Source organism: Nitriliruptor alkaliphilus DSM 45188, assembly GCF_000969705.1.
Taxonomy (GTDB): domain Bacteria; phylum Actinomycetota; class Nitriliruptoria; order Nitriliruptorales; family Nitriliruptoraceae; genus Nitriliruptor; species Nitriliruptor alkaliphilus.
In genome coordinates this window covers 1,346,915-1,373,680 of the sequence record NZ_KQ033901.1, presented here as the reverse complement: position 1 = coordinate 1,373,680, position 26,766 = coordinate 1,346,915, and the positions used below count along the sequence as shown (strand labels likewise).

The window sequence follows — 26,766 nt, the reverse complement described above, 5'->3', positions numbered from 1 at the left end:
CCGGCCGCCGCGGGGTCAGCGGTGGCGCCGAGGAGACCTGCCGCCACCGCGAGCGCCGCTGCTACCCGTCGCGATCGCGGCCACCGTCCGTGCCGTGGCGCGCGGCCCTGTCCCATCGTGTCCACGCAACCGCCTCCCTCGATCACCGGGCCGCCCCGAGTCTTCGACGGCCCGACGCTCACCACCTGCCCGAGGCCGGCGCGGACTCATCCACAGGCCCCAGGCCCCGGACCCCGCGCGTGTCACACCGGCCGTGTTGGATGCGTTCCATGACCTCGACGACCCGCCTCCACGCGACCGTCGGCACCCGCGCCCACCGCTCGGTGCCGGGTCGCGGTCGCGGCTGGCCATCGGTCGCGGCCGAGCGGCTCGGCGGGTACGACACCCACGACGACGGCGGCACCGTGATCGCCCACGACGACGCGCCGCCCTTCGGGCTGCCGGTGCTCGCCGAGCTGCCGGCACTGGCCACCGTCCTCGAGCAGCTGACGGCCGCCGACCGGGCCATGCTCGGCGCCGTCGCCGGGCTCGCCGACCTGCTGGCGACCGACGACGTCCCGTCGACGACCGGCGTCGGCATCGACCACTGGCTGGCGGCCGTCGCGTCACAGACCCGTATGGACCGACGCCTGCTGGTGCGCACCTGCCAGCTCATGCACCGCCTCCCGGCCCTGGACGCCGCGGTCCGGACGGGGCGCGTCAGCTTCGCGCAGCTGCGCGGCCTCGCACTCGCGCTGCGCAGCGCCCCGACCGAACTCGACGACGACCTGGACCGCCTGCTGACGGCCCTGCTCGACGGCCTCGACCGGTTCGACCGGCCCGACCCCGACGTGCTCGTCCGTCAGGTGGCCGACGCCCTCGATGAGCTCCGTCCCGACGACCTCGCCGCACGCGAACAGGACGCCACCGACCGTCGTCACCTCACGATCCAGCCCTACCTCGACGGCACGGGCGGCCGGTTCCACGGCGAGCTCGACGCGCCTGGCCTCGCGCTGCTCGACGCGACCACCACCCCACCCGCCGCACTGCTGGACCACCCGGGCGGTGTCGGTGCGGCGCGCGCCGACGCGCTCCTCGCGCGCCTGGCCGACGCCGACGCCCGCGAGCTCGACGGGGACACCGGCGACGGTGACGCCAGGGAGCCGGCGGAGGACGCACCGACCGCCCGGTGGCGGGAACGGCTCCAGCCACCCAAGCTGCTCCTCCGACTCCCGTTCGCTGCGCTGCTCGACGAACGGGTCCCTGCCGACCTGCTCACCACGCTGGTCGGCGGCCGCCTCAGGCTCACCTCCGCGGCGGCCGGGCAGCTGCTCGACGAACGTGGTGCGCTGCTGCGGACGATCGTCGTGGACGACGACGGGACCGTCGTCGGTGTCGGCCGATCGACGCGGCGGCAGCCCGGCTGGCTGTCGGACGTCCTCGACGCGCTGCACGACACCTGCACCGGACCGGGCTGCGATCGCGCTGCTCGGGGCGCTGACGTGGACCACGCCGTGCCGTGGTGGCCGACCGGGCCCGACGAGGTGGCTGGCTCGACCGACGTCGACAACGTCGGCCCGCTGTGCCCGGCGACCAACCGCCAGAAGGAGGCCGCCGGTTGGCGCGTCACCCAGAGCGGCGCCGGCGTCCGCACCTGGCACCACCCGCGCAGCGGGCTGACCACCACGGCCGTCCCCGCCACCTGGCGCGCGCCGGACGACCCGCGCCGGCATCGGGACACAGTCGGCGAGCACCGACCTCCACCCCGCCCCGCGCCCCCCGGGACCTGACGGCCCGGGGGCCTCACCCCTGTCCACGACCGGGCGGTGGCCGCTACCCGCCGATGTAGGACATCTCGACGCGTGGGCCGGTGAGGCCCTCCTCGGCACGCAGCTCCGAGGCACGGTCGGTCCGCGCCGACCAGATGGCGGCGAACCGGTCGCGCAACCTGGTGTCGTCCGCGGCCTCGTCGCGCAGCACCGCTCGCAGGTCGTGGCCGGTCGCGGCGAACAAGCAGGTGTAGAGCTCGCCGATGGCGGACAGGCGGGCGCGGGTGCAGTCGCGGCAGAACGCCCGGGTCACCGATGCCACCACCCCGACCTCGCCGGCCCCGTCGGTGTAGCGGTAGCGCTCGGCGACCTCGCCCGGGTGGTCGCGGTCGACGGGTTCGATCGGCCACCGGGCGTGGATTCGGTCGACCACCTCCGCGGCGGGCACCACCCCGTCACGGAGCCAGCCGTTGGTGGTACCGACGTCCATGAACTCGATGAACCGGAGGGTCACGTCGGCCTCGCGCGCCCACCCGGCGAGGTCCTCGAGTTGGTCGTCGTTCATCCCGCGGCGGAGGACCGTGTTGACCTTGATCGGGCCGAGGCCGGCGGCACGTGCCGCCTCGATCCCCTCGAGCACCCCGAGGATGGACGCCTTGGTGTCGGCGACCTCACGGAACGTCGCTTCGTCGAGAGCGTCGAGACTGACGGTGATGCGGTGCAACCCCGCGTCGGCCAGCGCGGCTGCCTGCTGGGGCAACAGCAACCCGTTGGTGGTCAGGGCCAGGTCGGTGAGGCCATCGATGGCCACGAGCTGGGCGATCAGCTCGGGCAGGTCCTTGCGCAGCAGCGGCTCACCGCCGGTCAGCCGGACCTTGGTCACGCCGAGGCCGGCTGCCGTGCGCACGATGCGGGTGATCTCCTCGAAGCTCAGCAGCTCGGAACGCGGCAGGAAGGTGTGGTCGGGGCCGAAGACCTCGCGCGGCATGCAGTACCGGCAGCGCAGGTTGCAGCGGTCGGTGACCGACACGCGCAGGTCCTCGACCGGCCGTCCGAGCCGGTCGCGCAACGTCGTCACCTCAGGAGTTCCCACGAGGCGAACCGTACCCAGCCGGTCACCCGGCCGCCGCTGCGGGCCGCGAACCCGATCAGCCGTCGGGCTGGAAGCCACCCACCATCGAGGCGAACATCGGCTCGACCTCGTCCCAGTCGTCGGCGCGGGACTGGAGGTTCAGCGCGTAGGCCCGGTCGTCGCTGTAGCGGATGTTGAGGTTGTAGGCGCGCAGCTGCGTACCACCGGCCGTGTAGGTGTACTCGAGCAGCGCCGCGGGCTGCCCACGGAAGGTCACCTCGGCGAGCTGCTGACGCTCGTAGTCCTCGAAGCGTCCGGCGAGGGCGGCGTCCTGCGCCTCCCAGTTCGCGAACGGGTCGTCCAGTGGTTCCGGCGTCCAGTCGACCCGCAGGTAGGTCGAGCTGTCCGGGTCGCGGTGGTCGATGATCCGACCCTGGCCCTGCTCGACCTCCCAGCCCGCCGGTACCGCGACCTGGTAGGCCGGGCCCTCGATGGTCTGCCAGTCGTCCGGTACCTCGGCCTCCGGCACCGCGTTCTCGGCGGCGACCTCGGCGTCATCCTCCGAGCCGTCCCCGTCCGCGCCATCGGGGTCGGGTTCGGCGTCCGCGTCGGGATCGGCACCCTCACCCGTGGTCGCCTCGTCGGTCTCGTCGGGAGCGGCGATCTGCTCGTCGTCCCGGCCCGGATCGTCACCGCCGAGCCGGGTGAGCATCACGAAGCCGACGATCACGATCAGCGCCAGCACAGCGGCCGCTGGCACCCACCGCCGATCGGCACGGTCGTCCGCCGCCGGCGCGGCATCGTCCTCGCGGGACGGTGCGGCGGGCGGCACGGCGACCGAAGCGGTCAGGGCGCTGTCGTCCTCCTCGCCACCACCCTCATCGGTGGGGTGGGGCGTCGGCTCCGTGACCGGTGTGCTGCGGATCGGCACGACGGCGGTGTCCTCAGCAGCCACGGGAGGTGTGTCCACCCCCGCGAGTCGCGCGAACTCGCCACGCAACCACCTCTCGTCGGGTCGATCCTCGGGACGCTTCTCGAGCAGTCGCGACAGCAGCGGCGCCAGGTCCACGGCACGTTCCATCGGGCGGGCGTCCTCGTGCACGACCGCGTGCACGGTGGCGACCGCGTTGCTGCGCTCGAAGGGTGGGACCCCCTCGACGGCGAGGTACAGCGACGCCCCGAGCCCCCACAGGTCGGCAGCCGGCGCCGCGTCGTGTCCGAGGGCCTGCTCGGGCGCGATGAACTGCGGCGAGCCCATGGTCGCGCCGGTGCGGGTCAGCCGCGCCTCGCCGTCCATGGACGCGATACCGAAGTCGGTGAGCTTCACCTCGCCCTCGTCGGAGACGAAGATGTTGGACGGCTTGACGTCGCGGTGGACGATGCCGCGCTCGTGCGCTGCCACGAGGACGTCCAGCATCCGCAGACCGATCACCGCGACATCCGCCTCCGGCAGCGGACCCTCGCGGGCGACCAGTTCGTCCAGGGTCGGATCGTCGACCAGTTCGAGCACGAGGTGCACGTCCCCGTCCTCGGCGATCACGTCGAAGATCGTGACGGCGGACGGGTGCAACAGCCTGGCCGCAGCGCGCGCCTCGGAGCGGACCCGGGCCCGCAGGAGCTCACGCTCCGGTTCGGGCAGGTCGTCGGGGATCATCACGTGCTTGACCGCGACGTCGCGCTCGAGGAGGTGGTCGTAGCCCGCCCAGACGGTGCCACCCCCTCCACGCGCGATGCGACGCATCAGCTCGTAACGTCCGCCGACTCGGCGGTCGGTCGTGGAGGCCATCCATGTGACGGTAACGCGCCGGTGCGCGACGGACGGACGGGTGGCCGAGTGGCGGGGGTAACGTGACCAGGGGCGGTCGCGTCGCGGAGACGCCCGACCGAGGAGGCGCCCGCGTGGAGCTCGAGGTGAGGTTGTTCGGCGGCCTGTGGGAGCGTGCGGGTGGTCAGCGGCGCCTCACGGTGACCGTGCCCGACGACGCCACCGTCGCCGACCTCCGGGCGCAACTCGCCGCCGACCACCCCCGGCTGGCACCGCTGCTGGCGCGGGTCAACGTCGCCGTGGACCTCGAGGTCGCATCCGACAGCCAGCTGCTCGAGGGGGCGACCGAGGTCGCCGTCCTGCCACCGGTGGCCGGCGGCGCGGGACACGACGACGGTCACCCGCGCGTGGTGACGGGGCTGGTCGCGCCGCCGTTCGACGTCGACACCGTGCTGGCCGACATCACCTCGCCGCCGGTCGGGGCCGCGGTGTCCTTCCTCGGCACGGTCCGCGACCACGCCCCGGACCTGGACGGGGTCGTGCGTCTCGACTACTCGGCGTACCCCGAGATGGCCGAGAAGGTGCTGGCCGATATCGCCGGCGAACTCGTCGCCGAGCACCCGGACGTCCGAGGGCTGGCGCTCCTGCACGCGACCGGCGAGCTGGCGGTCGGGGATCACACGATCCTGGTCGCCGCGTGCGCCGCCCACCGCGCGGCAGCGTTCGATGCCTGCCGCGACGGGCTGGAACGGGTCAAGGACCGCGTCCCCATCTGGAAGCGCGAGGTCACCACCGACGGCGAGCACCGCTGGGTCGGCCTCACACCTCCGCCGGACTGACGGCCTCGCCGAGGCCAGCGATCCCGACCACGCGGTCGCGTCCCTCGCGCTTCGCGGTGTACAGCGCGAGGTCCGCTCGGCGCAGCAGGGCCCGGGCGTCCTCGTCCGGCTCGAGGGTCGCGACCCCCAGGCTCGCCGTGACCCCGGGGACGCCTGCGGTGACCGGTGTCGCGGCGATGCTCGCGCGGCAGCGTTCGGCGAGGGTGCACGCTTCGGCGTGCCCCGTCTGCGGCGCGAGCAGCATGAACTCCTCCCCGCCCCAGCGGCCGAGCAGGTCGCCGGATCGCACGACCTGGTGCAGCTGGGCGACCGTGGCGATCAGGACCGCATCACCGACATCGTGACCGAAGGTGTCGTTGACGGTCTTGAAGTGGTCGAGGTCGACCAGGATCGCCGACAGCGGTTGGCCGTGCCGGCGCGCCTGGGCCATGCCCCGGCCGAGTTCGTCGTCCAACCGACGACGGTTGGCGATCCTCGTCAGCGGATCGGTGGTCGCCTGCAGCTCGAGCAGCTGGGCATGGGCGCGGGCCGCAGCGAGCTTCTCGACGTTGCGGGCCAGCACCCAGACCACACCGATGAGCATGGCGTGTCCCGCCGCGACGACGACCACCGCCCCCGTGGCACGGGTCTCGGCCAGCATCCCCCACGAGGCCGACCAGGCGGCACCGAGGGCGAAGAGGGCGTAACCGACCAGGTTGACCTGGATGCCACGCCGGGTTCCGAAGACCAGGAAGGCGAGCGCCGCGGCCACCCCGAGGAGACCGACCGTGGCGACGAGCAGCCCGACGCTGTCGGGCCGCGAACTCGGCGACAGCTCCCACACCGCCAGCCGGGCCAGCACGATCAGGGCCAACGAGGTCACGATCCACGGTGCGACGGCGCGGACGGCCCTCGGCCCTCTGCCGAGAGCCACCAGGAGGGCGCCGTGCACGAGGACGATGGCCGGGGAGACGAGCCGTCGGAACGTGTCGTCAACGCCCCAGACGGACCAGGCGAGCACGGTGAGGGCCAACGGCACCGCGAGCACGACGTGGTAGACGTACCGCACCGCCGGGTCGTCGGCCTCGCCGTCCTGCGCCCGCATCTGGGACCTCCGCGACGGACGGAGCGCCGCGGAGCGGGACCGGCCGAGCGGCCCACGGTACGGCGCGCACCGTGGCCGCGCGCGCGTTCGGCCAGTCACGGTGCGCGAGCCGGCCTCGCCTGCTGTTCCCGCAGGCCGGAACGGACCGACGGGCATCGAGGGAGAGTGTCGTGAGCGAGAGTGGACGCTGGGTCGCCGTCGGCACCTTCCCGGCGGAGGGTGCCGACACGACCGGGGATGGGCGTACCGAACCGCCGGGGACCGGCGACGAACGCGCCACGTTGCTCGGCTTCCTGCGATGGCAGCGCGAGACGCTCGAGTGGAAGTGCAGCGGGCTCGACGCCGAGCAGCTCGCGCGCCGCGCGGTGGAACCCTCGACGATGTCGCTCCTGGGGATGGTTCGCCACCTGACCGACGTCGAGCGCAACTGGTTCCGGCGCTTCCTCGCCGGTGAGGACACCCCGTTCCACTACTGGACCGAGGACGCGCCGGACGGTGATTGGGCCGGCGCGATCGCCGACCCGGGCGTGGTCGCCGAGTCCTGGCGGCGGTGGCGCGAGGAGGTCGCCTTCGCTGACGCGTTCGTCGCCAACGCACCCGACCTCGACATCACCGCCGACCACCGCCACCACGGCACCCTGTCGCTGCGGTGGGTGCTGACCCACATGATCGAGGAGTACGCCCGCCACAACGGGCACGCCGACCTGCTGCGCGAGCGCATCGACGGCGCCGTCGGCGAGTGACCGTCACGGCACATCGGCGTGAACCGCGATCTCCGTCGCCTTGACCGCGAGGTGCACCGCGCCACCGACGCCGAGGTCGAGGGCCGCGACCGACTGCGGCGTCACCTCGGCGACGAGGGGTACGAGACCGTCGACGCGCACCCGGACGTGATCGCCTCGGGCATCGAGGTCGACGATCTCGCCGGTCAGGACGTTGCGCGGGCTGCCGCCGGGACGGACGCGGTGCACGGACACGGCACGGGGATGGATCGTCACGGCCACGGGACCCTGCGCGGCATCGGCGGTGCGCAGCTCACCGCCACCGTCGAGGCGCACGAGCGTGCCGACGGCGGTGCCGCGCAACAGGTTGAGGCCGACCAGCTCCGCGACCCATCGCGAGCGTGGACGCGCGGTCACGTCAGCGGGTGGCCCCTGCTGGGTGATCCGGCCGTCCTCGATGACGGCGAGGTGATCGGCCAGGGTGAGCGCCTCCGTTGGGTCGTGGGTGACCAGCAGCACGGGGGTGGACGTCTCCTGGGCGAGCCGCCGGAGCAGCCCGCGGAGCGCCGCCCGCGACGGGGCGTCGACGGCGCTGAAGGGCTCGTCGAGCAGCAGCAGGTGCGGCCGGCCAGCGAGCGCACGGGCCAACGACACCCGCTGCTGCTGCCCGCCGGACAACGCTGACGGGCGCCGGTCGGACCACGCATCGGCTCCCACCCGGGCCAGCCACGTCCGGGCGTCCGCCGTCCGCCCCCCGCGGTCCCCGTCCCGGACCGCCAGGGCGACGTTGCGCAGCACGCTGCGGTGCGGCAGCAGGGTGGAGCTCTGCGTGACCATCCCGAGGCGGCGCTCCTGGGGCGGCAGCTGTCGGCCGCTGCCGCTGTCGGCGATGGTGCGACCCGCCACCACGATCCGCTGCCGACCGCCCGTGTCGAGCCCGGCGATCGACCGGAGCGTGGAGGTCTTGCCGCCCCCCGACGGGCCGATCAGCACGGTGATGAGCGCGTCGCTGCGCAGGTCGACGTCGAGGTGGAAGTCGTCGATGGTGCGCTGCACCTGGACCTCGAGGCTCACCACGGGGCCCGTTCGAAGCGTGAGACCACCAGCAGCGCCAGCACGGCCACCACCGACAGGATGACGGCCAGGACGCCGGCGGTGGCGTAGTCGAAGGCCTGGACCCGGTCGTAGACCGCGATCGGCATGGTCTGGGTGCGTCCCGGCACGTTGCCGGCGACCATGATCGTCGTGCCGAAGTCGCCGAGGGCCCGAGCGAAGGCCAGCGCGATCCCGGCGAGGATGCCGCGCTGCGCGATGGGGAGGGTGACCTCGAACACGATGCGCCGCTCGGACAGGCCCGCCACCCGGCCAGCCTCCTCGTAGCGGCGGTCGACGTCGGTGATCGCAGCGCGGGCCGCCCGAAGACAGAAGGGCGTGCTCGCGAGCGCCGCCGCGATGACCGCGGCGGTCGGCGTGAAGACCAGCGGCCCCCCGGTGACCGACTCCCACGCGCGACCGAACGGCGACCGGCGCCCGATCGACACCAGCAGGTAGTAGCCGAGCACCGTCGGGGGAAGGACGATCGGCAGGCTCGCCACGGCCTCCAGGAACCGGCGCCCCGGGAACCGGCCACGCGCCAGGACGTAGGCGCCCCCGATGCCGACCACCGTGGCGATCACGGTCGCCAGCGATGCGACCCGCAGCGACAGCCACAGGGGCGCCCAGTCCACCCCGGCCAGGGCTCCCGTCACGACGGGGCCTCGTCACCCGGCAGCAGGAACCCGAAGCGTCGCATGACCGCGCGACCCTCCTCGCCGTCGACGAGGTCGACGAAGCCGCGGGCCAGCGCAGCCCGGTCCTGATCGTTCGCCGTGACCACCAGCTCCTGCTGGAGCGGGTCGTGCAGGTCCTCGTCGACGAGGACCCACCGGCCGACACCGCGTTCGTCGGCGGCGACCGCCAGCGAGAGGGCCAGGATCCCGACGTCAGCGTTGCCGGTCTCGACGAGCCGCTGGGTGTCGGAGATGTTCTCGCCGTACACGAGGCGGCCCCGCACTGCTTCCAGCGTCCCGGTCGCGCGGAGCGCCTCCTGCGCCGCGGCGCCGTAGGGGGCGTGCTCGGGGTTGGCGATGGCGAGGGTGACCACGCCCTCGTCCTCGGCGAGGTCCTCGAGTCGCTCCCACCCTGCCCACCGCTCCTGCGGCGCCCAGATGACGAGCCGGCCGAACGCGTAGGTCCGGCGTGTGGCCGCGTCGCCCACGCCCTCGGCCAGGACCTGGTCGACGAAGGCGACGTTGGCGGACGCGTAGAGGTCGAACGCGGCGCCCTCGATGAGGCGTTGCGCGAGCTGGCCCGACGACCCGAAGTCGAAGCCGACGGGGACGCCGGTCTCGGCGGTGAAGCGCTCCCCGAGCTCCTCGAAGGCGGGCCGGAGGTCCGACGCTGCCGCGACCAGCAACCGATCCGTGGCCGCAGCGGGCTCGTCCCCGCCGCACGAGACGGCGAGGAACGACACGACCAACAGCAAGGTGATCCGGCGCATCACGCCGCCACCTGGTACCCGGGGAGCACCGCCAGGCGGTCCCGCAGCCGGGCCGATCCGAGCAGCTCGCCGAGCACGCGTGCACCGGGGTGGTCGATCGCGGTCGCCTCGATCCACACCTCGACCGCGTGGGTCTCGAGCGGGTGGAACGCCAGGCCGAGCGCCACCGCGACCGGCTCGATGGTGACGGCCGCGACCCCGTGCTCGGCCGCCCGCCGCGCGGCATCGAGGTGGCCCGCGGCGATCGGTCCGGCCGGGCGTGGGTGCCCGCCTGTCGAGAGGTGGCGTTCGAAGGCGACCTGCGCGGCGGCTCCCGGGTCGCGCTGCACGACCACCCCGCTGCCCGTGAGCGCATCCGGCAGCGCGGTGGGGTGGCCGTCCGGCGCGGCGAGCCCCGTCCGCCACGTCGCGAGGGGGAGTCGGCGCAGCCGGTCGGGCTGGCGCGGCGAGGGTGGCACCGTGTCGTGCACGACGGCGGCGTGGGCGCGGCCCGTGGTCAGGGCGAGCCGCGCCGCGGAGGACGAGGCGAGCACCGGCAGCAGCCGTCCCGGGCCACGGGCCGGGGCCAGACCGGCCAGCAGCCCGAGCGCCGGATCGCAGCCGACGATGACGAAGCCATCGAGGTCCGCACCGTCGAGGACCTCGACGCGGCCACGGTTGACGACCGCGTCCGGGACCGGCCACGTCTCGCCGTCGGCCGTCGCCGGGAGCGGGACGACCACCGTGTGGTCACCGACCTGGGCGGCACGCACCGGCCGGCCGTCCAGCGGCGGCCCGTCGAGCACCCCGAGCGCCGTGGGGGGCCCCACCGCCATCAGGTCCTCCACGGTGGTCCCGAGCGCGCGGGCCAGGCCGAGCGCCGCGTCGACCCGCGGCAGGTGCTTGCCGCCCTCGAGTGCCCCGACGGCCTGGCGGCTCACCCCGGCCCGCGCGGCGAGCTCGTCCTGGCTGAGTCCGAGGGCGCGGCGACGGTGTCGCACCCGCCGGCCCACGTCCCCGACCTCACCCATCGCGGCCTCCCGGCGCATGCCAGCTCCCTGGCGAAGGGTGCCAGGTTCCAGGCGGTTCCGCCAACGGGACAGGTTGACTCGACACCGACGTCAACGTAAGTTACGCGACCGTAACCAACGTAGGAGCCTCATCCGTGCCGACCGCTCGCCTCACCGACCGCGACCTGCTCGCCGAGCTCGAACCGGTCGCCGACCACCAGCTGCGCCGGCACGAACAGGTGGCCGACGAGTGGTTCCCCCACGAGTACGTCCCCTACTCGCAGGGCCGCGACTTCGACACCGAGCCGTGGACCCCGGATCACTCCCGCCTCACGGGTGTGGCGCAGATCGCGTTCGAGGTGAACCTGCTCACCGAGGACAACCTGCCGAGCTACCACCGCGAGATCTTCGAGATGTTCGGCACCGGTGACGGCGCCTGGATCAACTGGACCCACCGCTGGACCGCCGAGGAGGGCCGGCACTCGATCGTGCTGCGCGACTACCTCACCGTCACCCGTGCCATCGACCCGGTCGAGCTCGAACGTGGGCGGATGCAGCAGATGATGACCGGGTACGACCGGGGCGGGAAGGACGCGCTGCGGGGCATGGCCTACGTCTCCTTCCAGGAGCTGGCCACGCGCATCAGCCACCGCAACACCGGCCGGTACTCCGACGACCCGATCGCCGACCGGATCATGGCGCGGATCTCCAAGGACGAGAACCTGCACATGATCTTCTACCGCGACATGGTCACCGCGGCGATGCACCTCGACCCCTCACGCGCGATCGAGGCCATCGCCGCCGAGGTCGCCGCGTTCGAGATGCCCGGCACGGGCATGCGCGACTTCAACCGCAAGGCCGTCCAGATCGCCCAGGCCGGGATCTACGATCTGCGTGTCCACCACGACGACGTGGTGTGGCCGCTGCTGCGGCACTGGGGCGTCTTCGACGTGGAGGGCCTCGACGAGCAGGCGGAGCAGGCACGCGAGCAGCTGGCCGGGTTCCTCACCGGGCTCGACCAGATGGCCACCCGGTTCGACGAGAAGCGCGCCGCCCGGGCCGCGAGGCTGGCCGCACGCGTCAGCTGACCGACGGGTCCGGCAGGCAGGCGAGGCCCTCGTCACCGAGCTCATCGAGGATGGCGCGGTAGCGCGCGTCGATCGTCGCCTGGGCATCGGCACCCGCGTCACGACGCCAGCGCCCGAGGTTGCTGCGACCCGGGTCGAGCTTGGCGTCGAAGCGCGCGCGGATGTGTGTCCGGTCCTCGATCCCGATCCGGTCGAGCAGGTTGGTGAGCGTCGCGTCGCGATCGCGGACCACGAGGTCCTCGAAGCGGACCACGTGCACCCGGGCTGGATCCGCGCGGCGGAACGCCGCGTCGGCCGCCCGCAGGCCGGCCGCCCACCGGTCGAGCGCCGCGACCGGCTCCGACGGACCCCACGGCATGGACGCGATGGAGGCGGCGACGTCGCGACCGTCGCGGACGATGTGCACCACGTGAGCCCGGGGCAGCACGGCCGTGAGCGCATCCGCCACCGCCGCGTTCCCGGGGGTGGTCTCGACCCACCCGGCGGCACGACGCCCTCGCGCGTACGGGTCGACGAGCCGGTGGACGAGCGCGCGCATCGCCGACGGGAGATCCTCAGCAGCAGCCCGCCGGAAGGCGGTGAGCGCCTGCGTCACCTCCCAGCGGGACGCCAGCAACTGCAGGCCCTTCGGGGTCCCGTCCCCGGCGGTGAGCCCGTAGTAGCGGTCGAGGAACTCGTGGGCGTAGCGGTCCGGAGGCAGGGAGCCTTCCAGCAGGCGACCGAAGGCCCGTCCCTGCGCGTGGAACCGCAGCTCGGTGTGGATCGTCACCAGGTCCGGGTGCTCGCCGAGCAGGCGACCGAGCGCCCACGTGCCGCTCCGGCCGGTGCCACCGACGAACAGCGGCCCGATGGCGGGCCGCTCCTCGGCGTTCTCCGTCGTGCCGGTGACCTGCACCGGGGCCACGGCGACGCGGTCCCGCGGCCCGAGGGGCACGATCCGTACCGTGCGGTCCTGGCCGTACCGGGCGAGGGCGCGATCCCGATCGCGGCGATCGGCGACGGTCTCGACCGTGAGACCCTCCCGTCGGTAGCGCGGGCCCGACCGCGGGGTGGCCAGTACCAGCAGCGCCGGACCGACGTTCTCCGTCCCGGCTCGTTCGGTCGCGATCCGCCGCGCCAGGCGGCGCGCGTGACGGGCCGGCACCAACGTGACGTCGACGACCCGGACGTGCCCGAACCCGGGGTGGGTCCCGAGCGTCCCCGCTGACCGCTGACGGACCAGCCCCATCAGGTGCCTGACGCGGTCGAGCGCGCGACCTCTCCTGCTCGGCTCCGGCACGTCAGCGCGGCGCCTGGAACCCGAAGCCACCGGTGTCGCCGTCGCGGGTGAGGACCTCGCGGTGCTCCCTGTCCTTCTGCGACCGTTCCTCGCGCAGCTCGCGGACCTTCGCGGCGATGTCCGGGTCCCCCGCCGCGAGGATCTGCGCCGCGAGGATGGCGGCGTTGCGGGCGCTGTCGAGACCGACCGTCGCGACCGGCACCCCGAGCGGCATCTGCACCATGGAGTACAGCGCATCGGCGCCACCGAGGTGGTCCGACAGGCACGGCACGCCGATGACCGGCAGCGGCGTGTGGGCGGCGACGACCCCGGGCAGGTGGGCGGCGCGGCCGGCGCCGGCGATGATCACCTCGTAGCCGGCGGACGCCGCGCCGGAGGCGAACTCGCGGACCGCGTCGGGGTTGCGGTGGGCCGACATCACGTCGACCGTGTGCGCGATCCCGAGGTCCTCGAGCTGCCTCGACGCCTGCTCCATCACCGGCAGGTCCGTCTTCGACTCCACCAGGATGCCGACCAGGGGGTCACTCACGTCGGCTGCTCCTCGTCGCGGTCACCGAGACGGTAGCGGCTGCGGACGGGCGCTCAGGCTGGGTTCAGCTCCCCGAGACCGGCCGGTACCGCCCGGGCGGGCCGGGTCGTGGTTCCCGCGGCACGGGTGCCGAGCACGAGGACGTCGAGCGCCGCCGCCATATCCGCCAGCTCGCCGGCCACCTGCTCGGTGCGGGCCGCGCCCTCGGTCGTCTCCGCCGCAGCGGTCGCCACACCGGTGATGTTCTCGGCGATCTGCGTCGAGCCGGTCGCCGCCTCGGCGACGCTCCGCGCGATCTCGGAGGTGGCCGACGACTGCTCCTCCACGGCGCTCGCGATGCTGGTCTGCAGATCGGAGATGCGCCCGACGATCGCGCTGATGCTCTCGATGGCCCCCACGGCGCGACTCGTGTCGCCCTGGATGCCCTCGATCTGCGCGCCGACCTCGTCGGTCGCCTTGGCGGTCGCGGTGGCCAGATCCTTGACCTCCTGGGCCACGACGGCGAAACCCTTGCCGGCCTCGCCGGCACGTGCGGCCTCGATGGTCGCGTTCAGCGCCAGCAGGTTGGTCTGCTCGGCGATGGAGGTGATGACGTCGATCACCTGCCCGATCTGGGCGCTGGAGGTGCCGAGCTTGGCCACCGTCTCGTTGGTGTCCCGCGCGGTCGTGACCGCGGAGGCGGCCACCTGCGAGGCCTCGGCCGCGTTGCGGGCGATCTCGTCGATGGATGCCGTCAGTTCCTCGATCGCCACGGCGACCGACTGCACGTTCGCGCTGACCTGCTCGCCGGCTGCCGCGACCACCCCGGACTGGGCGGCGGTCTCCTCGGCGTTGGACCCGACCTGGCCCGCCACCGAGCTCATCTCCAGGCTCGAGGTGGTCAGCGTCCGCGCGTTCTCCCGCAGCGGCGCCGCGACACTGCGTCCCACCCAGCGGGTGACCACGAGCGCGATGCCGGCCGTCAGCAGCAACGCCAGCGCCGACGTCACCACGGCGTTGCGCAGCGCGCCGGACGCCGCCTGAGCGACGTCGTCGGCGGTGTGGATGAGGTGCTCGGCCTGCTCGGTCTCGATCGCGCGCAGGAGCTCGATCCGTTCGGTCGAGGCAGCGAACCACGCCCCGGACTCCACACCGAAGCCGCCCGACAGCCCGTTGTCGAACATCGCCTGCTCGAACACCGCGACGCCCGTGAACGACGGGGTGTCGGCAGCGGCGCGGTAGCGCGCCACGACCTTTTGTGCCGCGGATCGCTCGAAGTCCGCCAGCAGCACCTGCTGCTGACCGATCGAGCCGGTGATGGAGGCGAGCTGCTGCGGGGTCAGGGTGTCGGTGGTGAACACCGCGTTGAGCTGGGCGCGCTGCTGGCCAGCGAGCTCCTTGGCCCGCAGCAGCGACAGGAACGCCGCCCCGTCCCGCGCGAGGTCGGGGTGTTCGATGCCGAACAGGCCGACGTCGACGCCGGTGATCAGCTCAGCGATGATGCCGGTGTAGTGGGCGGCCAGTTCCGGGCCCTCGACGGCGTGCCCGTCCACGAGACCGCGCTGTGCGTCGAGCGATGCGAGGTCGCCGAGTGCGCCGAGGGCCGCCTCCCGGACGGATGCCTCCAGCCCGGCTCCGGTCCGCTCGATGTGCTCGGCGAGCGCGACGTGCCGCTCGTCGGTGGCGGTGCGCTGTCGGGGGAGCTCGTCGGCGAACGCCGTCCCGCCCGAGGCGAGGTACCCGACGCTCTGGCCCCGCTCGATCTGCAGCTCGTGCACGAGGTCACCGGCGACCACCGCCAGCTCGACGACCTCCGCGGTCGCCGCGGCATCACCGACCTCGGCGCGGGACGCCGTGATCACCCCCGACGCGAACCACGCGACCGATGTGACGCCCACGAGGGCGAGGGCTGCGAGCGCCGCCACGAGGCGAGCGCGGAGCGAGAGCGTGGCGAGCATGTTCGGCCTCCGGGTGTCACACGTCGATGGTCCCCCGGTGCGTCACAAGCCATCGGGTGCCCGGAGCCCGGGTCCCGGCATCGGCCGTTCCGCCCCGGCCCCGTCGGCGCGAAGGGACGCGACTCAAGCGCCACACCCACCCGGGTCGGGACCAACGCCTCTGGCCGACGACCCTCAGACGCGGGCCGCGATGTCCCCGCGACGCTGCCGGCCATCCCACGAGATCCGGTCGGCGGCGGCGTAGGCACGGACCCGTGCTTCGGCGACGTCGGACCCCCGGGCCGTGACGTTCAGGACGCGGCCGCCGGCGGTGACCAGCTGCCCGTCGGCACCGCGCGAGGTGCCCGCGTGGAAGATCGTGACGCCCGGTGCGCCGGCCGCCTCGTCGACACCGGCGATCTCGATCCCGGTGGCGTAGCCCTCCGGGTAGCCGCCGCTGGCCAGCACCACGGTGACCACCGCGTCGTCGTGCCAGGTCACCTCGACATCGCCGACCGAGCCGACCGCGGACGCGTGCAGGAGGTCACCGAGGTCCGAGGCGAGCTTCGGCAGGATCACCTGCGTCTCGGGATCGCCGAAGCGGGCGTTGAACTCGAGCAGCTGGGGGCCGTCGATGGTGTCGACCAGCCCGGCGTACAGCAGCCCGCGGTACGGCACCCCACGGTCGGCGAGCTCGCGCAGCACGGGCAGGAAGACCAGCTCGCGGAGGTGGTCCACGTCGTCGAGCGTGAACCCCGGGACCGGCGTGTAGGCCCCCATCCCTCCCGTGTTGAGGCCCTCGTCCCCGTCGAGCGCCCGCTTGTAGTCCTGCGCCGGGGCGAGCAGCACCACGTCGTCGCCGTCGCAGACCCCGAAGACGCTGCGCTCGGGCCCGAGGAGGAACTGCTCGACGACCACCCGCGAACCCGCGTGACCGAAGACGCCGCGGACGAGCGCGTCGTCGACCGCGTCACGGGCCTCGTCGCGCGACGCGCAGATGCGCACCCCCTTGCCAGCAGCCAGGCCGTCGGCCTTCACCACGTAGGGACCTCCGAAACGGTCGAGCGCGTCGTAGGCCTCGTCACGCTCGGAGGTGGCGACGTACCCGCCGGTCGGTGCGCCGGAGGCCTCCATCACGTCCTTGGCGAACGCTTTCGACCCCTCGATGTGCGCGCCCGCGGCGGTCGGCCCGAACGCGGGGATCTCGCGCCGCTGCAGCTCGTCGACCACGCCGGCGACCAGCGGCGCCTCGGGCCCGACGACCACGAGGTCGATCGACTCCCGCTCGGCGAGGTCGGCGACCGCGGCCGGGTCGGTGGCGTCGACGGGCAGGTTCGGGCCGCACTCGGCCGTTCCGGGGTTGCCCGGCGCAGTCACGACACGATCGACCGACGGTGAGGCGGCGAGCCGCCACGTGAGGGCGTGCTCGCGCCCTCCGGCACCGATGACCAGGACGTTGCGACCCACGTTGCGCTCCAGGCAGGGAGGGCGTGAGGCTAGTCCCAGGGCGTGGCGACGAGGTGGTCGTCGCTGGTGTGGACGCCCAGTTCGGGCACACGGTCGTGTCTCCCCCGTCGGTCGGTGGGCGGCCTCAGCCCTTGGTGCCGGAGCGGCTCAGGGTCTCGACGATCCAGCGTTGGCCGAACAGGAACGCGAGCAAGGCCGGGACGATGGCCATCGTCGTCGCCGCCATCACGATCGCGGGGTTCCCGGCGCGGTAGGGCCCGAGCAGGATCACGAGCGCGAGCGGCAGGGTCGCGGTCTCGAGCCGCGTCAGGAACACCAGCGGCGCGAAGTAGCTGTTCCACGACAGCAGGAACGTGATGATCCCGAGGGCGGCCATCGCCGGTCGAGCGAGCGGCAGGGCGATGCGTCGGAAGATGGTCCACTCGCGGGCACCGTCGATGCGGGCCGCCTCGATCAGTTCGTCGGGCACGGACGTGAACAGCTGCCGGAGGAGGAAGACACCGAGAGCGCTGAAGGTGCTCGGGAGGATCAACGACAGCGGGTTGTTGATCAGGTCCAGGGACCGCATCATCGTGAACAGCGGCACGATCGTGACCTGGATGGGGAACATCAGCGCCGCCAGCAGGAGCGCGAAGAGGGCACCCTTGAACCGGAACCGCAGCTTGGCGAACGCGTACCCCGCCATCGACGAGGTCACCAGGACCCCGGCCGTGGTCGCCAGTGCGATGACCAGGCTGTTGACGGCGTTGCGAACCAGCGGGACGGGGCCGTCGAGGGCGGCGAGGTAGTTGTCGGGGTTCAGGTCCGTCGGGATCCAACTGGGTGGGAGCGCGTAGGCCTGCTGGGCTGGCCGCATCGAGGTCGAGAACATCCAGAGGAACGGCGCCAGCACGACGATCGCGCCGAGGATCAGCCCGGCGGTGACCGCGACGCTCCCCAGCTTGGGCCGGCGTCGCACAGGTCGAGCGCGAACCGGGGCGGGGGCGGCCACCGTCTGCTCACTCATAGTGCACCCACCGGCGTTGGGTGCCGAGCAATGCCGCGGTCGCCAGCAGCATCACCGCGAAGAGCACGACCGCGATCGCGGAGGCGTAGCCCATCTCGAACGACTGGAAGGCGCGCTCGTAGAGGTACATCGTGATGCTCCGCGTCGCGTCCCCGGGGCCGCCACCGGTCAACACGACGATGGATTCGAAGATCTGCCAGGCGCCGATGTTGGTGAGGAAGACGTTGAAGAGCACCGCCGGGCTGATGACCGGCAGCGACACGTGCCAGAACCTGCGCCAGCCGGCTGCGCCGTCCACGGCGGCCGCCTCGAGCCGTTCGGACGGCACGTCCTGCAGCGCGGCCAGGTAGATCAGCATGGCGAACCCGGTGTTGCGCCAGACGTCGACCGCGATGACCGAGACGAGGCCGAGCGGGTAGCCACCGAGCCAGTTGAGGCGGGGGCCACCTCCCTCGGTGAGGTAGTGGTTCACGACCCCGACGTCGTACTGGAGCAGGAACTGCCAGATGATCGAGACGTACACGAGCGCCACCAGCGACGGGAAGAAGTACGCCGAGCGCAGCGCGGTTCGGACGCGAGGGTTCATCCGACGGTTGAGCAGCACCGCGAGCAACAGCCCGAAGGCGTTCATCAGGACGACGGCCGCCACCACGTAGATGAGGGTGTTGCGGAAGACCACGTGCAGGCGGCCGTCGGATCCCATGCGCGCGAAGTTGTCGAGCCCGACGAACTCCGGCGACGTCAGCAGGTTGTAGCGCGTCAGCGCCAGCCAGAAGACCGTCAACAGCGGTCCCAGCACGAACGCCACGAAGAACAGGTAGGCCGGCGCGATCATCAGGTAGCCGGCACGCGCCTGGCGGCTGCGCCGTGGCCGCCGGCTGGGGGCCGTCACGGTCGGCGCCGCCGAGCTCGGCGGCCTGGTCATCGTCGCCATGTCCTGTGCGCTTCCTCGTCGCCGGCCGTGTGGAGTGTCCTGCGTGGACCAGGACCGGGGTGCGCGCCGCCAGGCTGGCGGCGCCCCGTGCCGTCAGCGGTCGAACGACTGCTGCAGCTCCTGTTGCGCCGCCTCGAGCCCGGCCTCCGGGCTGGTGGCTCCGCTCATGATCTCGCCCATGTGGCGCATGAAGATCGCCTCGAGGTCGTTGAAGTTGCTCGGAGCAGCGACGGGTCGTGCGTGGTCGAGGCTGCCGTAGAAGAGCTCGGCACTGTCCGGCTCGCTCAGGAAGCCGTCCGACTCGGCGAGCTCCCGCAGGGCGGGCACCGAGGCGCCGATGTCCACGAAGCCCTGGCCGGTCTCGGCCGATGCCAGCTCCTTGATGTACTCCCACGCCAGGGCAGGCTGGTCCGAGCCCGGGTAGATGCCGAAGCCGGACACCCCGAACACCGTCGCCTGCTCCGCGTTCTGCGGCCAAGGCAGCACGTCGTAGTCGGAGAAGCCGAGCGACCGGAAGTCACCAACGACCCAACGGCCAGCACCGGTCATGGCAACCCGTTCCGCTGGGAAGAGCTGGTAGGGCTCGGAGCCCTCGATCGACGGGGCGACCCCGTGCTCGTGCACCAGATCGTGCACGAACTCGACGGCCTCCAGCATGGCGGGATCGTCGAGGCCCGGGGCCGACAGGTCATCGGTCACCGTCGAGGTGCCGTTGGAGTACCACCACGGCGTGAGGCCGAAGTTGAAGAACGGGATGGCGAACCCGTAGACCTGATCGCCACCTGCCCCGGTGGTCAGCTGCTCTGCGATCGCGAGGAAGTCGTCCCAGGTCCAGTCGTCCGCGGGGCGGTCGATCCCAGCCTCCTCGAACATCCGCGTGTTGTAGTAGATCAGCATGTTGTTCCAGTTGTTCGGGATCAACAGCTGCTGACCATCGACGGCGAGCGCGTCCACGAGGCGTTCGTCCATGCCCGTGAGGGGGTCGTCACCGTCCTCCCGCTCCGCGGCGATGAACTCGTCCAGGGGGAGGAAGAGGTCGTTGGCACGCCCGAGCTCGAGGCCCTCGATCGCGATGTTGATGACGTCGGGCGCGTTCCCCGCCGCGACGTCGGTCACGAGCTTGTTGACGTAGTCCGACCACGTCGTGATCGGCGTGAACTCGTCGTTGACCGTGACGTTGGGGAACCGCTCGCGGAAGCGCTCCGCAGCGGCGGCGTAGACCTCCTGATCGGCCGGGTCGCCCCAGTTCGAGACGGTCAGCGTCGCCGAGATGTCGGGCGAGACCTCCTCGGCGGCAGCATCGGAGGGATCGACCGCGTCGCCGCCACACCCCGCCAGCGCGAGCGCCAGCGCGGCGGTGACAGCGGTCAACCGTCCGGTGAAGCGGTGCGTGGATAGGTTCATCGGTGGTTCTCCCTCTCCTGCCCTGGTGGCGTCGGTCCGTCGTTCGAGGTCGGTGGTCCTGCGGCATCCGCGCCGAGCGGCCCGCCCGGTGCGTCACAGCCACACGAGGCGCGGTGCACGAGGGCGCACTCGAGGTGGACGGTCCGCGGCGCCACGTCCGGATCGTCGATCCGTCGCGCGAGGAGTCGCATCGCCTCGCGCCCCATCGGGACGGCGGGCTGCGCTGCGCAGGTCAGCGCCGGGGTCAGCAGGCTCGCCCACGGCAGGTCGTCGAACGCGACGATCGCCGCTTCGGAGGGCACCGCGACGCCTCGCTCCTGGAGGGCCTGCAGGGTCCCGACCGTCTGGTGGGCGTTGAGGCTGAGGAACCCGGTCGCGTGGTCGCCGGCGTCGAGGTGGGCGAGCACCGACTCGCGGGCCGCGTGCACCGGGCGGTAGGTGCCGTCGTGCCCGTTGCTGGTCAGCACCGTGATGTCCTCACGGGCGAGCCCGCACGCCATGAGGCTCTCGAGGCAGGCCTCGAGGCGGGCGTTGTTGACGGCCAGCGCCTCGGTGCCTGCCACGATCGCGACCCGGCGGTGCCCCTGCGCGGCGAGGTGCTCGGCCAGCACGTGCAGTGCCTCGTGCCCGTCGGCGCCGACCTGGTCGACCGGCGCGTCGAGGAGGCGGTCGATGACCACGACCGGCACCTCGTCCGCAGCGAGCAGGTCGATGAGTCCGTCCGAGCCGACGGCGGGAACGATCAGCAGCCCGTCCACGCGCCGCTGGCGGAGGGCGTCGACGACCTCGCGCTCGCGGGCGGGGTCGTCGGAGCTGTTGGCCAGGATCAAGGTCTGGCCCAGCTCACGCGCGACCTCCTCCACCCCCCGGACGATGTCGGCGAAGATCGGGTGGCCGGTGTCCGACACCACCAGCCCCACCGAGTCGGTCCGCGACCGCTTCAGCGCCCGAGCGAGGTCGTCGCGCCGGTAGCCGGTCGCCTCGATGGCGTCGAAGACGCGCTGCCGGATGGGCTCGCTCACGAAGCGGGTGCCGTTGATCGCGTGCGAGACGGTCGCGACGGACACGCCCGCGATCCGAGCCACGTCGGTCATCGTCACCGCCACCGCACGCCCTCCCGCCGATCCGGTCTCCGGCGACTCCCACCGGACTAAACGTTTGCGTAAACGTTTAGCTGAACGTACGGTGCCACGGTCCACCCGTCAAGCGGCAACGTCGGACGCGCGTCGTCCGGCTCGTAGAACACCAGGAGCCAGCCCATGGAGCCGAGGCCCGCCATCGTCCGCGACGACCTGCTGGCACGCGGCATGCGGCGCACGACCGCCCGCACCGCGCGGGTCTCGAGCTTCGACCACTCCGGCGGCAACGAGGACGCCTGGGTCATCCAGCCCGGGGAGACCGCCGTCCTCGCCGACCTCGAGGGGCCGGGCTGCATCACCCATCTGTGGTTCACCCAGACCTGTCGGCGCATCCTCGGGCCGGGCCTGATCGATCCGGGGCAGCAGGGCGTGGCGATGCTCGAGATCCACAACGCCCTCGGCACGAACTGGGAGGTGATGGATCCCGACTACTACCGCAAGATCGTGCTCCGCATCTACTGGGACGACGAGGAGGAGCCGAGCGTCCACGCCCCCCTCGGCGACTTCTTCTGCGTCGGGCAGTCCATCGCCGGCGACTTCACCTCCCTGCCGTTCACGGTCTCGGTCAAGGAGGAGGAACGCAACACCTTCGGCGGTCCCGCGGCGCTCAACTGCTACCTGCCCATGCCGTTCCAGCGCCGGTGTCGCATCGAGGTCGAGAACCAGAACGACGTGGCGTACTTCCAGTACTTCTACGTCGACTACGAGCTGTACCAGGAGGATCTGCCGGACGACACGCTGTACTTCCACGCCCACTGGCGACGCCAGAACCCCTGCGACGGCTGGGGACCCGACATCCAGGTCAACAGCCCGGAAGCCAGCGTCCCCAACCTCGACGGTGCCGACAACTACGTCATCCTCGAGACCGAGGGGGCGGGCAACTACATCGGCTGCAACCTCGCCGTGGCGCACTTCCAGGGCAGCTGGTGGGGCGAGGGCGACGACATGATCTTCATCGACGAGGACGTGTGGCCACCGAGCCTGCACGGCACGGGTGCCGAGGACTACTTCGGTCACGCGTGGGGCATGCAGCGCACCGCCCACCCGATGAACGGCACGATCGTCCACGAGGCGGACGTGCCCGGGTACCAGAACAGCTACCGCTTCCACCTGGCCGACCCGGTGCGTTTCGAGCGACGGATCCGCGTCACCATCGAGCACGGACACGCCAACCACCTCGCCGACGACTGGTCGTCGACGGCGTACTGGTACCAGACGCTGCCGAGCCCACGGCTGCGGCTCCCGGGCGTCGAGGACCGCCTGCCGAGCCGCCCGGAGTGGCCCGAGCGTCCCGCGACCCGAGCCCACGACGAGACCCGCCTGACCGACGACCAGCGCACGCAACGCGCCCGGCACCGCGAACGGTTCGACCAGTTCCGTGCGGACCGTGAAGCCTGGCTCGAACGCCGGGCGGAGGACTCACGGCAACGGGCGCGCCGCAACGTCGAGTACGCCGCGGACCTGCGCCGCCGGTGGCTCACCGGCCACACGGACGCGTCCCGATGAGCCGCGTCCGCTACCACCTCACGCCGCCGTCGAACTGGATGAACGACCCGAACGGGCCCATCCTCGTCGATGGCCGCTACCACGTCTTCTACCAGTACAACCCGACGGCACCGGTCTGGGGGCCGCCCCACTGGGGCCACGTCAGCTCGACCGACCTCCTGCACTGGGACGAACACCCGGTGGCCCTCAGCCCGAGACCGGGAACGCACGACGAGGACGGGTGCTGGTCGGGCTGTGCGCGCGTCGTGGACGGCCGACCGATGCTGTTCTACACGGGGGTGGTGGGCTTCGACGCCGATCGGATCGAGGCGGTCTGCCGCGCGACCGGCTCCGCCGATCTGTCGACCTGGTGCGTCGACCCGCAGCCGCTGATCGCCGGCCCACCGGACGGCCAACCTCTCACCGGCCACCGCGACCCCTTCCTGTACCGCGACGGGGACCGCTGGCGCCTGCTGCTCGGCTCCGGCCACGTCGGTCCGGAGGGCCCCGTCGGCACGGTGCTGCTGTACGAGTCCGAGGACCTCGAGGACTGGGTCTACCTCGGCGTGTTCGCCGACGCCTCCGGCTGGAAGACCGACCTCGAGACGGGAGCGCTGTGGGAGTGTCCCCAGCTCCTGCGGTTCGCGGGCGGTGACGTGCTGATCGTCTCCGTCCAGCTCCCGGGGGAGCCGCACCCGCTGCGGCACGTCCTCTACGCCGTCGGCGCGGTCGCCGACCAACGGTTCGTGGCTCGCCACGTCGGCCTCTTCGACCACGGCAACGTCCTGTACGCGCCGGCGCTCCTCGAGGGGGCCGACCGCGCCGTGATCTGGGGCTGGGTCCAGGAGGCCGTTCCCGCGCCGGACCGCGGCGCCTCGACCGCTGGCGCGCTGAGCCTGCCGCGCATCGCCGAGCTCGAGGGCGACCGGCTGCGTGTCCGCCCGGCCGACGAGCTCGCCGCGCTGGCCGGTCCGCCACGACCCGACGTGCCCACGAGCCTCCCGGCCGGCGGAGCGTTCAGCATCGCCGACCCGGGCCCCTGGTTCGAGCTTCGGCTGAGGATCGATGGGAACGCGGGCCAGGTCGTGATCGACCTCCACGACGACGTTTCGTCGGCCTACGCCATCGTCGTCGACCTCGACCGTCGGCAGGTCCTCGTCAGCACCCGTGCGGACGCCCCGGGCGTGCCGCCCCAGCCGGTGCCGCTCGCCGAGGAGGACACGCTGCAGCTGTTCGTCGACGCCACCATCATGGAGCTGTTCGTCGGATCGGGGTCGGCGGCCACCACCCGCTGCTACGAGCGTCCCGACCGGCTCCTGACCGTCCGCAGCACGGGCGGTGCCCGCGTGACCTCGCTGCGTCTGTCGCCGATCGAGCACGGTGTCTAGCGCCACCCGGAGGCCTTGCGCAGACGCCGGCGGCGCGACACTCTCGGTCGAGGGAGCGCGGAGGGAGGTTGGCAGCGGTGACCGCCTGGCTGCCGGACGCCATCGAGCTCGAGGCCTACGAGGGCATGCGTCACGGCGACGAGCACGCCTTCAGGACGATCGCGGAACCACTGCAGCCCGCCCTGCGCCGCCTGGCCGCCCTCTACGTCGACGTCGACCGGGCGGACGGGGTCGTCCTGCACAGCTGGGAGGTAGCGCTGCGCGGCGCCGACATGTTCCGGTGGCACACGCCGTACGCGACGTGGATCGCCGGCATGGTCGCCGACCACGGACGCAGCCTCCTGACCGCTCCACCGGCGCTGATCTCGTCGCCCGCCGTGGCCGACGACACGACCGGTCGGCCCGGGCCGACCGACTGGTCCGATCTGCCGTGGAGCGCCCGGTGGACGGACGCCCTGGCCACGCTGTCCGACGCGGTGACGGAGCTGGCGGTCGAGCAGCGTGAGGTGCTCCACGGCCGGGTCATCGAGGGGTGGCCGGCACGGCGCGTCTGCGACGTGTTCGGCCTGCCCGAAGTGACCTACCAGCGGCGCCTGACCGACGCGCACGACCGGCTGCACGATGCCCTGGCTCGGCTCGTCGGCGGTCCCACCCCCGCGGCGCACCGCGACGGGCGACACGCCGCCATCGCCCGCTGCCTCGCACGACCCGAGGCACGACGCGGCGAACAGCTCGATCCGCGGGCCTTGGTGATCTTCCGCCGGTGGGCCGCCAGCGGCGCCGGGTGGCGCCGCTTCGTCCGGGCGGGAGCGAGGTGACCGTCCCCGCCGCCGCCAGGGTCAGGTCGCGACCGGCGGGACCAGGGGGACGTCGTGGCGCACCAGCGTCTGGGACCGCTTCGGCCCCACCGACACCCACGTGATGCGCGACTTCGACTCCTCCTCGAGCATGTCGACGTAGTCGCGCGCCGCCCTCGGCAGGTCCTCGTAGCGGGACACCTCGGTGAGGTCCTCGTCCCAGCCGGGCACCTCGGTGTAGACCGGCTCGGCGTGGTGGAAGATGGACTGGTGCGGCGGGAAGTTGGTGTACTCCTGCCCGTCGTACCGGTAGGCGGTGGCCACCTTCAGGGTCTCGAAGCCGGACAGGACGTCGAGCTTGGTCAGGAAGATGTCGGTGAACCCGTTGACCCGCTCGGCGTAACGGGCCAGCACGGCGTCGAACCAGCCGACGCGCCGGCGCCGCCCGGTGGTGGTGCCGTACTCACCGCCGCGATCGGTCATGATCTCACCGACCTCGTCGAACAGCTCGGTCGGGAACGGGCCGGTGCCGACGCGGGTCACGTACGCCTTGGTGATGCCGATCACCCGGTCCACGTGCCGCGGACCGAGCCCCGCGCCGGTCAGCGCACCACCGGCGACCGGGTTCGAGGACGTCACGAACGGGTAGGTGCCGTGGTCGAGGTCGAGCAGGGTGCCCTGGGCTCCTTCGAGGATGATGTGCTTGCCCGCCTCGAGGGAGGTGTGGATCAGCTCGGTGGTGTCGACCAGGCACGGGCGCAGCCGCTCGGCGTAGCCGAGGTACTCCTCGGCGATCTCGTCGGCCTGCATCGGCAGCCGGTTGTAGATCTTGGCGAGCTGCTCGTTCTTGTGGACCAGCACCGCCTCGAGCTTCTGGCGGAAGATCTTCTCGTCGAACAGGTCCTGGAACCGCAGGCCCACGCGTGAGGCCTTGTCGGCGTAGGCCGGGCCGATCCCGCGCTTGGTGGTCCCGAGGTTGGCCTTGCCGAGGCGACGCTCGATGAGCAGGTCGAGCTCGCGGTGGTAGGGCATGATCAGGTGAGCGTTCCCGCTGATCTTGACCCGCTCGAACGGGTCGAGCCCGCGCTCGGCCAGCCCGTCGAACTCCTCGAGCAGCACGGAGGGGTCGACCACCACGCCGTCGGCGATGACCGGCGTGACGTGCGGGTAGAGGATCCCCGACGGGATCAGGTGCAGCTTGAACACCTGATCGCCGACGATCACGGTGTGGCCGGCGTTGTTGCCGCCCTGGTAGCGGACGACCAGATCGGTCGTGTCCGCGAGCAGGTCGGTCGCCTTGCCCTTGCCCTCGTCGCCCCACTGGGCGCCGACGATGATGGTCGCGGGCACGGCGGCAGTCCTCGCCTCGGATGCAGCGCTCTCGGGATCGTCCCGGGCCTGCGGTGGCGGAGCATCGCGTCGCTCCGGCAGCCGGAAGCGGCCGCCGTGAGCGAACCCTACCGCCTCGCGCGCACCGCTTCCTCCGGCCTCCGTCCCGCGTACCTGCAGCGGGGCGCGGTCGTTGACCCGACGTGCCCCATGGGAGGACCGAGGTGCGACGAGACGACCCCCGACT

23 protein-coding genes are annotated in these 26,766 nt (G+C 72.5%); 7 read left to right on the top strand and 16 right to left on the bottom strand.

What is annotated here, in order from left to right; genetic code table 11:
• Positions 1-269: 269 nt before the first annotated feature.
• Complete coding sequence (locus NITAL_RS06475) at positions 270-1,769, top strand: HNH endonuclease signature motif containing protein (protein WP_052665294.1); 1,500 nt, start codon at positions 270-272, stop codon at positions 1,767-1,769.
• Positions 1,770-1,812: 43 nt separating this feature from the next.
• On the opposite strand, the gene moaA is transcribed toward NITAL_RS06475, so the two are convergent.
• Positions 1,813-2,841 carry a GTP 3',8-cyclase MoaA gene (moaA, locus tag NITAL_RS06470; protein ID WP_052665293.1) on the bottom strand — a complete coding sequence of 343 codons (1,029 nt, stop codon included), beginning with the start codon at positions 2,839-2,841 and terminating at the stop codon, positions 1,813-1,815.
• Between the two features lie 55 nt (positions 2,842-2,896).
• Complete coding sequence (locus tag NITAL_RS06465) at positions 2,897-4,606, bottom strand: serine/threonine-protein kinase (RefSeq protein WP_052665292.1); 1,710 nt, start codon at positions 4,604-4,606, stop codon at positions 2,897-2,899.
• A gap of 113 nt (positions 4,607-4,719) precedes the next feature.
• On the opposite strand from NITAL_RS06465, the gene NITAL_RS06460 reads away from it, so the two are divergent.
• A complete protein-coding gene (locus NITAL_RS06460) occupies positions 4,720-5,424 on the top strand; it encodes a molybdenum cofactor biosynthesis protein (protein ID WP_052665291.1) in 705 nt (234 codons plus the stop codon).
• Here NITAL_RS06460 and NITAL_RS06455 read toward each other — a convergent pair.
• Complete coding sequence (locus tag NITAL_RS06455; protein ID WP_052665290.1) at positions 5,405-6,508, bottom strand: GGDEF domain-containing protein; 1,104 nt, start codon at positions 6,506-6,508, stop codon at positions 5,405-5,407. The genes NITAL_RS06460 and NITAL_RS06455 overlap by 20 nt on opposite strands.
• 170 nt (positions 6,509-6,678) lie before the next feature.
• On the opposite strand from NITAL_RS06455, the gene NITAL_RS06450 reads away from it, so the two are divergent.
• On the top strand, positions 6,679-7,251 hold the full coding sequence (locus NITAL_RS06450) for a DinB family protein (protein ID WP_083441292.1): 573 nt from the start codon (positions 6,679-6,681) through the stop codon (positions 7,249-7,251).
• 3 nt (positions 7,252-7,254) lie between these two features.
• Here the strand turns inward: NITAL_RS06450 and NITAL_RS06445 are convergent, their stop codons facing one another.
• From NITAL_RS06445 to NITAL_RS06430, 4 genes are read right to left on the bottom strand one after another with little or no spacing between them, the layout of a single operon-like run.
• The gene (locus NITAL_RS06445) at positions 7,255-8,304 is read right to left on the bottom strand and encodes an ABC transporter ATP-binding protein (protein WP_169786755.1); all 1,050 of its coding nucleotides are present in this window, start codon (positions 8,302-8,304) and stop codon (positions 7,255-7,257) included.
• Positions 8,301-8,978 carry a molybdate ABC transporter permease subunit gene (modB, locus tag NITAL_RS06440; RefSeq protein ID WP_211262243.1) on the bottom strand — a complete coding sequence of 226 codons (678 nt, stop codon included), beginning with the start codon at positions 8,976-8,978 and terminating at the stop codon, positions 8,301-8,303. Before modB ends, NITAL_RS06445 begins: the two co-directional genes overlap by 4 nt.
• Positions 8,975-9,769, bottom strand: coding sequence for a molybdate ABC transporter substrate-binding protein (modA, locus tag NITAL_RS06435; RefSeq protein WP_211262242.1), 795 nt, complete (start codon positions 9,767-9,769; stop codon positions 8,975-8,977). The genes modB and modA overlap by 4 nt, the downstream gene beginning before the upstream one ends.
• Positions 9,769-10,797: a helix-turn-helix domain-containing protein gene (locus NITAL_RS06430; RefSeq protein WP_052665287.1), complete on the bottom strand. Its 1,029-nt coding sequence runs from the start codon at positions 10,795-10,797 to the stop codon at positions 9,769-9,771. The genes modA and NITAL_RS06430 overlap by 1 nt, the downstream gene beginning before the upstream one ends.
• Positions 10,798-10,913: 116 nt before the next feature.
• On the opposite strand from NITAL_RS06430, the gene NITAL_RS06425 reads away from it, so the two are divergent.
• Positions 10,914-11,846 carry an acyl-ACP desaturase gene (locus NITAL_RS06425; protein ID WP_052665286.1) on the top strand — a complete coding sequence of 311 codons (933 nt, stop codon included), beginning with the start codon at positions 10,914-10,916 and terminating at the stop codon, positions 11,844-11,846.
• Here the strand turns inward: NITAL_RS06425 and NITAL_RS06420 are convergent.
• The 8 genes from NITAL_RS06420 to NITAL_RS06385 all read right to left on the bottom strand — a co-directional run bounded on the left by NITAL_RS06420 (position 11,839) and on the right by NITAL_RS06385 (position 21,487).
• The gene (locus NITAL_RS06420; RefSeq protein ID WP_052665285.1) at positions 11,839-13,074 is read right to left on the bottom strand and encodes a sulfotransferase family protein; all 1,236 of its coding nucleotides are present in this window, start codon (positions 13,072-13,074) and stop codon (positions 11,839-11,841) included. The genes NITAL_RS06425 and NITAL_RS06420 overlap by 8 nt on opposite strands.
• 52 nt (positions 13,075-13,126) lie before the next feature.
• Positions 13,127-13,654: a 5-(carboxyamino)imidazole ribonucleotide mutase gene (gene purE / locus NITAL_RS06415; RefSeq protein ID WP_052665284.1), complete on the bottom strand. Its 528-nt coding sequence runs from the start codon at positions 13,652-13,654 to the stop codon at positions 13,127-13,129.
• 53 nt (positions 13,655-13,707) lie between these two features.
• Complete coding sequence (locus tag NITAL_RS28445; protein ID WP_052665283.1) at positions 13,708-15,591, bottom strand: methyl-accepting chemotaxis protein; 1,884 nt, start codon at positions 15,589-15,591, stop codon at positions 13,708-13,710.
• Positions 15,592-15,765: 174 nt separating this feature from the next.
• Positions 15,766-17,037 (bottom strand): phosphoribosylamine--glycine ligase, encoded by a 1,272-nt coding sequence (gene purD, locus NITAL_RS06405; protein WP_157041661.1) that lies wholly within the window; start codon positions 17,035-17,037, stop codon positions 15,766-15,768.
• Positions 17,038-17,161: 124 nt separating this feature from the next.
• Entirely contained in the window at positions 17,162-17,995 is an 834-nt protein-coding gene (locus NITAL_RS06400) for a carbohydrate ABC transporter permease (protein ID WP_052665281.1), read from the bottom strand.
• 40 nt (positions 17,996-18,035) lie between these two features.
• A complete protein-coding gene (locus tag NITAL_RS06395; protein ID WP_169786754.1) occupies positions 18,036-18,935 on the bottom strand; it encodes a carbohydrate ABC transporter permease in 900 nt (299 codons plus the stop codon).
• A gap of 135 nt (positions 18,936-19,070) precedes the next feature.
• Positions 19,071-20,381: an ABC transporter substrate-binding protein gene (locus tag NITAL_RS06390; RefSeq protein WP_052665279.1), complete on the bottom strand. Its 1,311-nt coding sequence runs from the start codon at positions 20,379-20,381 to the stop codon at positions 19,071-19,073.
• Complete coding sequence (locus tag NITAL_RS06385; RefSeq protein ID WP_052665278.1) at positions 20,378-21,487, bottom strand: LacI family DNA-binding transcriptional regulator; 1,110 nt, start codon at positions 21,485-21,487, stop codon at positions 20,378-20,380. The genes NITAL_RS06390 and NITAL_RS06385 overlap by 4 nt, the downstream gene beginning before the upstream one ends.
• Positions 21,488-21,640: 153 nt before the next feature.
• Between NITAL_RS06385 and NITAL_RS06380 the strand changes: the two genes are divergently transcribed.
• From NITAL_RS06380 to NITAL_RS06370, 3 genes are all read left to right on the top strand, one after another.
• On the top strand, positions 21,641-23,026 hold the full coding sequence (locus tag NITAL_RS06380) for a glycoside hydrolase family 172 protein (protein WP_083441290.1): 1,386 nt from the start codon (positions 21,641-21,643) through the stop codon (positions 23,024-23,026).
• Positions 23,023-24,393: a glycoside hydrolase family 32 protein gene (locus tag NITAL_RS06375; protein WP_052665277.1), complete on the top strand. Its 1,371-nt coding sequence runs from the start codon at positions 23,023-23,025 to the stop codon at positions 24,391-24,393. Before NITAL_RS06380 ends, NITAL_RS06375 begins: the two co-directional genes overlap by 4 nt.
• A gap of 77 nt (positions 24,394-24,470) precedes the next feature.
• A complete protein-coding gene (locus NITAL_RS06370; RefSeq protein WP_052665276.1) occupies positions 24,471-25,211 on the top strand; it encodes an RNA polymerase sigma factor in 741 nt (246 codons plus the stop codon).
• Between the two features lie 21 nt (positions 25,212-25,232).
• Here the strand turns inward: NITAL_RS06370 and NITAL_RS06365 are convergent, their stop codons facing one another.
• Positions 25,233-26,540, bottom strand: coding sequence for an adenylosuccinate synthase (locus tag NITAL_RS06365; protein WP_052665275.1), 1,308 nt, complete (start codon positions 26,538-26,540; stop codon positions 25,233-25,235).
• Between the last annotated feature and the right edge of the window lie 226 nt (positions 26,541-26,766).